This window comes from Actinomadura alba (genome assembly GCF_014323705.1).
Classification (GTDB): Bacteria; Actinomycetota; Actinomycetes; order Streptosporangiales; family Streptosporangiaceae; genus Actinomadura_C; species Actinomadura_C alba.
In genome coordinates this window covers 64,780-74,099 of sequence record NZ_JABVEC010000036.1, presented here as the reverse complement: position 1 = coordinate 74,099, position 9,320 = coordinate 64,780, and the positions used below count along the sequence as shown (strand labels likewise).

General features: G+C 69.1%; 6 protein-coding genes. 3 read left to right on the top strand and 3 right to left on the bottom strand.

Features of this window, described 5'->3' with window-relative positions; translation table 11 throughout:
* Positions 1–92: 92 nt before the first annotated feature.
* Positions 93–3,434, bottom strand: coding sequence for a glycosyl hydrolase family 95 catalytic domain-containing protein (locus HKK74_RS32260; protein WP_246492181.1), 3,342 nt, complete (start codon positions 3,432–3,434; stop codon positions 93–95).
* A 300-nt stretch (positions 3,435–3,734) separates the two neighbouring features.
* Between HKK74_RS32260 and HKK74_RS32255 the strand changes: the two genes are divergently transcribed.
* Positions 3,735–3,884 (top strand): hypothetical protein, encoded by a 150-nt coding sequence (locus tag HKK74_RS32255; protein ID WP_187247176.1) that lies wholly within the window; start codon positions 3,735–3,737, stop codon positions 3,882–3,884.
* A gap of 8 nt (positions 3,885–3,892) precedes the next feature.
* Here HKK74_RS32255 and HKK74_RS32250 read toward each other — a convergent pair whose 3' ends face one another.
* The gene (locus HKK74_RS32250) at positions 3,893–4,384 is read right to left on the bottom strand and encodes a MarR family winged helix-turn-helix transcriptional regulator (RefSeq protein ID WP_187247175.1); all 492 of its coding nucleotides are present in this window, start codon (positions 4,382–4,384) and stop codon (positions 3,893–3,895) included.
* Positions 4,385–4,494: 110 nt separating this feature from the next.
* Here HKK74_RS32250 and HKK74_RS32245 point away from each other — a divergent pair, with 110 nt between their 5' ends.
* Positions 4,495–5,970 (top strand): MFS transporter, encoded by a 1,476-nt coding sequence (locus HKK74_RS32245; RefSeq protein WP_187247174.1) that lies wholly within the window; start codon positions 4,495–4,497, stop codon positions 5,968–5,970.
* 257 nt (positions 5,971–6,227) lie between these two features.
* Positions 6,228–6,560 (top strand): hypothetical protein, encoded by a 333-nt coding sequence (locus tag HKK74_RS32240; RefSeq protein ID WP_187247173.1) that lies wholly within the window; start codon positions 6,228–6,230, stop codon positions 6,558–6,560.
* Between the two features lie 615 nt (positions 6,561–7,175).
* Here HKK74_RS32240 and HKK74_RS32235 read toward each other — a convergent pair.
* A complete protein-coding gene (locus tag HKK74_RS32235; RefSeq protein WP_222722995.1) occupies positions 7,176–9,290 on the bottom strand; it encodes a xanthine dehydrogenase family protein molybdopterin-binding subunit in 2,115 nt (704 codons plus the stop codon).
* Positions 9,291–9,320 lie beyond the last annotated feature (30 nt).

Below are 9,320 nucleotides of genomic sequence, written 5' to 3'. Positions count from 1 at the left end.
GGGACGGCCACCGGACACACCACCGGGTCCCGCGTACTACGCGGGCACTGGCGGCGAGGCGCGCAACGGCTCGAGCGCCCGCGACCAGCCGATCACCGAGACGCGGTCTCGGGCGGGAAGGCCGATTCCTTCCAGTTCTTGACCTCATCGACCGACAGAGTCTCGGCGAAGATAGCGGCACGGTCCACCGCGCCGGTCAGTCGCTGGCCGCCGTTCTGGTCGCCGCCGAAGCGCAGCGGCCGCGAGGTGCAGCCGGTGATGCCGTCGGAGGTGGCCTGGCCGGTCGCCTTCTGAACACCGTCGACGTAGACGGTGATCGCGCCGGCGCGGTCCAGGGTGACCACCAGGTCGATCCACTGGCCGGTGGGCAAGGTGGTGTTCAGGGTCGTGTTCAGGCCGGCGCCGATGAACCGCAGCCTGTTGTCGGGGGTCAGATCGATGATGATCCCGTCGGTGCCCGGGTCGCCGGACGGCTGGGAGTCGAACAGCCGGCGGTAGCCGGAGCCTCCGATCCTGACATCAGCGGCGAACGTGGCCTCTGGCAGGTGGCCGAGCATGGTGTTCCCGGTGGTCAGATAGTTGCTCCCGGTGAGCACCAGGCCGCTGCCGGTGGGCGCGGTGGCATCGTAGGAGGCGCTCCCGCCCGTGACGGTGGCATCGCGCCGGTTGCCTGAGGCGTCGGTGACCGTATCGCCCTCCTTCGGGTCCCAGGCGACGAGCACCGAGCCCGGCTCCGGAGAGGCGCACGGGGGGACGGCCAGCGTGGCCGTGGCCGAGCCCTTCCAGGAGTCGCCGGTGGCCGTCGCTGAGATCTGCGCGCTGCGCGTACCGCTCGCCGTGCCCGGGCTGACGGTGAAGGTTGCGGTGCGTGGGCGGCCGGGCGCCGAGGCCGGAAGGCGCACCGACGTCGGCTCGGCGGTCCAGCCCTTGGGCAGGGTGAGCCGCACGTCCGAGGCGGGCACCGCGCGCCCGCGGGTGGCCGTCACCGTGGCCTTCGCCTCGAAGGGGGTACCGGGTACGGCCGAGGAGGGCGTGGCCAGGCTGACGGACGCCTGGTTCTCGATCGTGTACGTCGCACCCGCGCGGGCGTTCCAGCTCAGAGTGTCGCCGTCGCGACGCGCGTCCACCTGTCGGCCTTGCTCGTCGTGGACACGGTAGAGCCCGGCGATGAAGGACGACCTGACCTTGAGCGGTCCGGCCTTCCCTGGGCGCACGGTGATCGTGTCGGGGGAACCGTCCTTCCAGGCGGCGTCCACGGTGACGTCGCCGCGGGCGCGCAGCCCCGACACCGAGCCGGTCTTCCATGCGCTGGGCAGCGCGGGCAGAACGTGCACCACGTCGCTATGGCTCTGCACCAGCATCTCGGCGATGCCTGAGGTGGCGCCGAAGTTGCCGTCGATCTGGAACGGCGGGTGGGTGTCCCAGAGGTTGTCCAGAGTGGAGGACTTGAGCTGCTCGCTGAGCATCTTGTGGGCGTGGTCGCCGTCCAGCAGCCGCGCCCAGAAGTTGATCTTCCATGCCTTGCTCCAGCCGGTGCCGCCGTCGCCGCGGGCGGTCAGCGAGACCTTCGCGGCCTCGCCCTCCGGGGTGCCGGCGGTGATCTGGTTGCCCGGGTGCAGCGCGTACAGGTGCGAGACGTGCCGGTGCGTGTTGTTCCTGTCGTCCCAGTCCTGCTTCCACTCCTGGAGCTGACCCCAGGAGCCGATTCGGATGCCCCGGTCGAGCTTGGCCAGCGCCGCGGTCAGCTCGGCCTGCAGCGGCGCGTCCACGCCGAGCTTCCTGGCCGAGGCCAGGGCGTTGGTGAAGACCTCGTACACGATCTGCTGTGACATCGAGGCGCCGGCGGAGAAATCACCCTGCTCGGGCGAGTAGCTGGGTGAGACCACGAGCTTGCCGTCACGCGGGTCGGTGTGCAGGAAGTTCAGCCAGAACTCGGCCGCCCCCTTGATCACCGGGTAGGCGGTCTGACGCAAGTAGTTCACATCGCCGGTGAACCGATAGGTGTCGTACATGTGCTGGGTCGTCCACGCCGCGGCCTCGGGGAACCAGAACGAGGTGGCCCAGTTGTGCAGGCCGGTGAAGCCGAACGGGTTGGTCTCGTTGTTGACCACCCACCCCAGCGCGCCGTACATGTCCTTGGCGGTCTTACGCCCTGGGGGCACCATGGCGGAGATGTAGCGGTCGTAGGGCTTCGTGGTCTCGTGCAGGTTGGTCTGCTCGGCCGGCCAGTAGTTCATCTGCAGGTTGATGTTGACGTGGTAGTCGGCCGACCAGGGTGGGCTGGTCGAGTTGTTCCAGACGCCCTGCAGGTTGGCGGGCAGGATGTCGTTCTCGCGGGAGGAGGAGATCAGCAGGTAGCGGCCGTAGGCGAAGAACATGGCCTCGAGCGCCCGGTCCTCGCTCGACGATCCGCCGGTGTAGTTCCTGATCAACCGGTCGGTCGGGACCGCCGGCACCGACTGGCCGAGGTCCAGCCGTACCCGGTCGAACAGCCTGTGGTAGTCGGCGATATGGGCGGCCTTGAGCCGCTCGTAGTCCTGGGCCGCGGCCGCGTCCACCGCGCCGGTGACCTTGGCGTGCGGGTCCGCGCCCCGGTAACCGGGGTAGGTGCCGGCGTAGTCGGTGCCGGCCGACAGCACGAACACGGCGCTGTCGGCGCCGGTGACGGTGACTCTGTCACCGGTGCCGGTGCGGGTGCCACCCTGGGTGATCACCTGCACCTGGGCCTCGAACTTCATCTTGTTGTCCGCCAGCTCGCCGCGGATAGTGAGGCGGCCGCCGGAGGCGGTGACGGTCGTGCCGCTGTGCGGCGAGGTGTACCGCAGTGTGAAGGAGACCTTGCCCCCGCGGTCGGCCGAGAGGCGTCCGACGATCACGTTGCCCGGGTTGCTGGCGAAGTACTCGCGGGAGTAGGTGACGCCGTCGGCGGTGTAGCCGACCCGGGACACGGCCTCGCGCAGGCCCAGCTCGCGGCGGTAGCCGGTGGGGTTCTGCGGGGCGCCGGCCATGTCCAGGTACAGGTCGCCGAAGGTCTGGTAGGCACCGAAGCCGGTCTTGGGCTGGCCGAGCTTGGCCGCCACGGCCTCGGGCGTCATCCGGCCGTCGCGGTCGACCTGCTGCTGGACCTCGGCGATGGCACCCGGCCGCGGCGACCTCCAGTTGCCGAAGTCGTAGCCGGGAGAACCGGGACCGCCGGTCCACAGGGTCTTCTCGTTGAACTGCAGTCGCTCGGTGGCAACGCCGCCGAAGACCGTAGCGCCCAAGGGTCCATTCCCGATGGGCAGGGCCTGGGTCTCCCAGTCGGTCGCCGGTTTGTCATACCACAGGGTCAGGTCATCCGATGTCTTGGTGGGCGCGGGCGATTCCGGCTCGGCCTGTGCCGGCGCCGTCACGGTCAGGCCGATCGCGACTACCGATGCGACAATCAGCCTCAAATGGTGACGCCATCGTGCGGAGTGGGTCATGGGCTCCTCCGATCACAAGGTGACCTTGAGAGGAGGTAAGCACCGAAACCGTGCCGTAACAAGAGTATTGGTCCGATCTCTTGATAGAAGTGGTCTGATCTCGGCTGCTCTCCTGTCCGTCAGGCGGGTCTGCCCGACGGGTTCACAGGTCGTGGGTCCGCTGGCGCGCCCACCACGGCGGCTGCATGCCGCGAGGCTGACCCCGATGGGAACGAGCGCTTGCGCGGAAGTCCAGCCGTGCTGGGTGGTCTGAGAGATTCCCAAGGCCAAGTGACGTCGGTCGATCTGACCGCTTATCCGCGGTTTGCTCGGGTGGTGTCGGCGTGGGAGTTGGTGGAGGTGTTCACGCCGACCGACGCCGAGATGGAGGCGGCGCGAGGTCGTATGCAGGATCCGAAGTTCCGCACCCCTACCTGGTGACGAGAGCCTTACCGACACCCTGGGGGGCGGGTCCGCAGGCGGTCGACCTCGTTTTGGGTGCCGGCGTGGGCCGCTTGGACGAAGTGGAGTACCGAGTCGAGCTGGTCGTCGGTGAAGTCGGCCAGGACGTCCCGGGTGCGCGCGTTCAGACCGGCGTAGTAGTCGCTGATGCGGGCGAGCCCTTCGGCGGTCGCTTCGATGAGGGTCTTGCGCCGGTCGTGCGGGTCTGGACGGCGTTTGACCAGGCCTGCCGACTCCAGTCGGTCGATCATGCGTGACAGTGATCCAGGGGTGAGGCCCACGCGGTCGGCCAAGGCGGCTGCGGTGGCGGGTCCGCCGCGGTTGAGGGCGTGCAGGCAGTGGAAGTCGGACGCCACGACACCCATGCGTTCCGCGATCAGGCTGTTGAGCTGCACCGACGCGGTCACCCAATCCGGCATCGCGTCGATGATGCGGTCGGTCGCCGCCCTGCGGTCCGCCGGTGGCTTCTGCTCGGTCATGTTGACAAGCCTCGATCCTTCGCAATAACTTGCGTCGCGCAATCATTGTGTGACGCAATAAGTGTGCGGCGCACGGACTGAGTGTATCGACATCGAACAAGGAGTCCGCATTGACGTCCACCACCGTGACCCACCAGGTCGGGGCGGCCGGGAAGGGGCGGGGCTTGGCCCTCGTCGTCATCCTGCTCGCCGCGTTCCTGGACCTCATCGGCGTGACGATCCTGAACGTCGTGCTGCCGGCTGTCCAGGCCGATCTGAAGGCGAGCCCGGCGCACCTGCAGTGGATCCAGGCCGGCTACACCCTGGCGTTCGCCCTGGGGATGGTCAGCGGAGCCAAGCTGGGCGATCTGCTCGGGCACAAGCGGGTGTTCATCGTCGGCATCGCCGGATTCGCGGCGGCCTCGGCGCTGTGCGGCCTGGCCGGGAGCCCGGACCTGCTCGTCGGGGCACGGGTGCTGCAGGGGCTGTTCGCGGCCGCGATGATCCCGCAGGTGCTGTCCCAGATCCAGGTGATGTACGCCCCGCGGGAGCGGGGCGGCCCGATGGCGGCTTTCGCGGCGCTGTCGGGACTGGCGGCGACGCTGGGGCCGATTGCCGGACCGGCGCTGCTGGAGTGGGACCTGTGGGGGGCGGGCTGGCGCCTGGTGTTCTGGGTGAACGTTCCGCTGGCCGTGCTCGCCGTGGTCGCCTCACTGAAGTTGCTGCCCGACAGCCGTGCAAATTCAGCTGCCCGGCTCGACCTGGTCGGCGTCGCCTTGTCGGCGGCCGGGCTGCTGCTGGTGCTGTACCCGCTGATCACCGCGGCGGACCGGTCCGGCTGGCCGCTGTGGACCTGGATCTCTCTCGGTGCCGGCTTGGTGGTGCTGGCCGGATTCGTCTTCTGGGAACGGCGGGTCGCCGCGCCGCTGGTGCAGATGTCGCTGTTTCGGTTCCGTTCGGTGAACGGCGGGCTGCTGGTGCAGATGTTGTTCTTCGTCCCGACGATGGGTTTCTTCATGGTTTTCATGCTGTTCTTGCAGCTGGGATTGGGGATGAGCCCGATGCGGTCCGGCCTGACGATCCTGCCCTGGTCGGTGGCGGTCCCGGTGTTCGCGACCCTGTCGGCGGCCCTGCTGCTGCCGCGGATCGGCCGTGCGACCGTGCAGATCGGGCTGATGGTGCTGGCCCTAGGCTTCGCGCTCGTGGCGATCCAGACCGCCGGGGCGACCCCCGGCACCGGATGGCTGGACCTGGTATGGGGCGTGCTGGTGGGCGGCGCCGGGATGGGCATGGTCGTGGCCCCCCTGCTGCAGCTGACGCTGGACGACGTGCCGGTGGCCGACGCGGGCTCGGGTTCGGCGCTCTACAACACCGTGACACAACTGGCCGCGTCCGTCGGCGTCGCGGTGATCGGTACCTTCTTCTTCACTCGGGTGCAGGACATCGAACAGACCCCGCAGGCTCTCGCCAAGGGGTTCGGTGATGCGCAGGCCGCGTCGCTGTGGCTGGGCATCGCCCTGCTGGCGGCCGCCTTCGCAGCGACCTTCCTGCTCCCGCGCAAGCCCACCGCCTCACCCGACCCGGCCACGCAGAGCGTAGGGGAGTGAAGGACTTTGCCGTCCGATGTCGAACTGCCCGGCCTGATCCAGGCCACGTTCATTCCGGCCGAGAGCGCGATGGCATGGTGGGGGCCGGTGAGGTCGCCGCCGTCCTGAGAGAAAACGGGCTTCCCGAGGGGCGCCGGGATCCTGCGGGTTCGCTGTCCCCGACCGGGAGCGTGTGATCGTCGCGGCGGACGTTCCGGTGCGGCTCGTCGATCTGGACCGCGATACCCGCGCTGGACGCCCTCACCGGCCCGGACGGGGTGTTCGGCGCGTCGGTGTGGGCGTGGTGCGACGCCGTCCGGCTGGTCGGCTCCGGCCACACCGACACCGCCTTCGCTGAGCTGGCCGGGCAGATGCCAGCCGCTGCGCATGCCGTGCTCAACCCCGACGGCACCGCGATCCCCTCGGCATCAGGGTTGCTGGAACGGTTCCGGCAGGCGCTGGTCACCCGATCCGAGCTGAAGTCCGCAGCCGTTCAGCAGGACGGTTCAGGGACCCTGCGTGCTCCCGCCGCTCCCCGCTCCGGGCGGGCGCAGCGGGAGTACGAACCGGGGGAGTGGGGTGCGGTATGGGTTCGCCACGGCTTGAGATGAAGTTGGACCGGCGATGGGTGATCTTCATCATCGGCCGAGCAGGTGCGCGGCAGGTGATTGGCCGGTAACTCGTTCGGTTGGTGGCAGGAGTTCAGCTGGTGCCGGGCGGCGGTGATCTTCGGCAAGGTCAAGGCCGGCATGGACAGAACATGGGCACGCGGGCGGTGGGGGTTGCCGATCGAGTGCTATGGGCTGCCTAAGCGGGTCTGCGTACAGGCGGCCCGTTCCCTATGAAGCCGCGGAGTTCTCCGCGAGGGAACGTACCGCGTGCCTGTGGGTTTCCTAGCGTCGTTTCGACGTGGGTTGCACTACCTGCAGATCCGAACCAGCGGATAAAGAGTCCGCTGCTCTCGTATCAGACTAGCGCTCTCGCTATCGGGTTATACCACTCTGCCCGGCTTGCATAGCGTTCGCGTGCCGCTCCGTTCCGTGGCGTGCTGGTCCGTACCGATGTCGCCGAGCGGACACCGAGCGGACATGGCGATTCCCATCGGTGCCGCCGGCGTTATGACGGGCATGTCGGTGGCCACCCGGCTGGACCGACGGAGGTGGTCGTGGCATGATCCGAAATCAAGATCACCTGACGCGATCGACTCGGCGGGCTTGCTCCACGAATTAGCGCAGGTCGCATCGGGTGGCCGAGTTTTCGGCACCCACACGCTCCTCCAGGACGCGGTCGAGACGGATGGGCAGGGTCCGTTGACGGAGTCCGGTGGCGTGCCAGACGGCGTTCGCGATCGCGGCTGCGGTGCCGACGGTGCCGATTTCACCGACGCCTTTGATGCCTGACGGGTCGCCGGGCTCGTAGTCGGGTACGAAGTCGGCTTCGATGTCGGGTACGTCGGCGTGTGCGGCGATGTGGTAGCCGGCGAAGTCCGCGTTGACGTGCCGTCCCGTGGCCGGATCACGGACGCCTTCTTCGTGCAGGGCCATCGACAGCCCCATGATCATGCCGCCGACGAGCTGACTGCGTGCGAGGAGCGGGTTGATCACGCGGCCCACGGCGAACATCCCCAGCAGCCGCCGCACGCGCACCTCGCCGGTCGCCGGATCGACGGTCACTTCGGAGAACACGGCACTGTAGGAGTGCCGTTCCATGGGGGGCAGCTCACCGAGCGACTCGGTGGTGTCGAACGAGACGGTCAGTGGCAGCGTGGCGTCGCCCAGCTGGGAGCGCAGTTCGGCTGCGGCCTCGGTGATCGCCCAGGACCAGGACGTCGTCCCCCGGGATCCGCCGGCGCTCCACGCGGGACCGAGGTCGCTGTCGGCGATCAGGAGCCGTATCTGCTCGGGATCAACGCGCAGCGCCTCGGCCGCCACCGCGGACAGCGCGGTGCGTGCGCCCGTGCCGATGTCGCTGGCGCCGATGGCTACGGTGAAGGTCCCGTCGGTCTCGGCGGTGATCGATGCCGAGGAGGGCAGTGCGCCCGCGCCGAATGACGTGGCCGCCATCCCGGTGCCGACGAGCAGGCGTCCCTCCCTCCGCGTCCGCGGCCGGTGGTCACGTGTGACCCAGCCGAACCGGCGAGCGCCCTCCCGTAGACATGCGACGAGGTTGCGGCGGCTGAATGGCAGGCCGGACACGGGGCCGACGGTGGGCTCGTTGCGTAGCCGGAGCTCGAGGGGGTCCATGCGCAACCGCTCGGCCACCTCGTCCATGGCGGATTCGAGCGCGAACGAACCGGGCGTCGCGCCGGGCCCGCGCACCGAGTACGGCGGCAGGATGTCGACCGGGACCGCGGTGCGCCGGGTACGGATCGCCGATGCCGCATAGAGCGTGTTGGAGAGCTCGGTGCAGTTCTCGAGGTAATCCGCGAGCTCCGAGACCTCGAAGGCCGACGCGTGGTCGATTGCCCGCAGACGGCCGTCGGCATCGGCCCCGATCCGGACCCGCTGGTCGGTCGCCGGCCGCATCGAGACCGTCTGGAACACCTGACTCCGGGTCAGGGTGACGCGCACGGGACGACCGAGCGTCGTCGTGGCCATGACCGCGAGGACCAGCTGGGGACCGCAACCCGCCGACTTGGACCCGAAGCCCCCGCCGACGTGCGGAGCGCGGACGCGCACCTGCGCCGGGTCGAGAGAGAACAGCGTGGCCACCGTCATGGCGACCAGGAAAGGTCCCTGATTGGAGTCGATGACCTGCAGTCGCTCGTCCTCCCACCAGGCGGTCGCGGAGTGCGGCTCCATGGCGGCGCCGTGCTCCTCGGGCGTGCGGTAGCGCTCGTCCACGACCACCGCACTCGCGGCCAGTTCCGCGTCCACATCACCGACGGTCGCGTCCTCGCCGAAGAACGACGTCGCCGGCCGGGCGGCCGGGTGCTCGAGTGAGAAGTTGACGTCGTGCGGTTCCTCGTCGTATGTCACGCGCAGCGCTGCGGCCGCCGATCGGGCCTGCTCCATCGTTTCCGCCACCACCAGCGCGATCGGCCGGCCGGAGTGGGGGACCTCGTCGTTTTGCAGTAGGTGCATGCCGCCATCGGGGCCGAAGAAGGATCCTGCCTCCAGGTTGAGCCGGGGCGCGTTGCGGTGGTCGATCACACCCAGCACGCCGGGCATGCCCTCCACTGCGGAGATGTCGATATCGCGGATGCGTCCCCGGGTCACGGTGGAGGTGACGACCCAGCCGAAGGCCAGGTCCTGCATCGGCTCATCGGCTGCGTAGCGCACGCTGCCGGTGACCTTGCCCGGGCCCTCGACCCGGGTCCGTGCGGTTCCTACGGCACTCATGGGCGGATTCGCCGGGTCGGCAGACGGAGT

Excerpts from the sequence above, each read along its gene's own strand:
- HKK74_RS32250 (WP_187247175.1), bottom strand. The coding sequence starts at position 4,384 with ATGACCGAGCAGAAGCCACCGGCGGACCGCAGGGCGGCGACCGACCGC.
- HKK74_RS32235 (WP_222722995.1), bottom strand. The coding sequence starts at position 9,290 with ATGAGTGCCGTAGGAACCGCACGGACCCGGGTCGAGGGCCCGGGCAAG.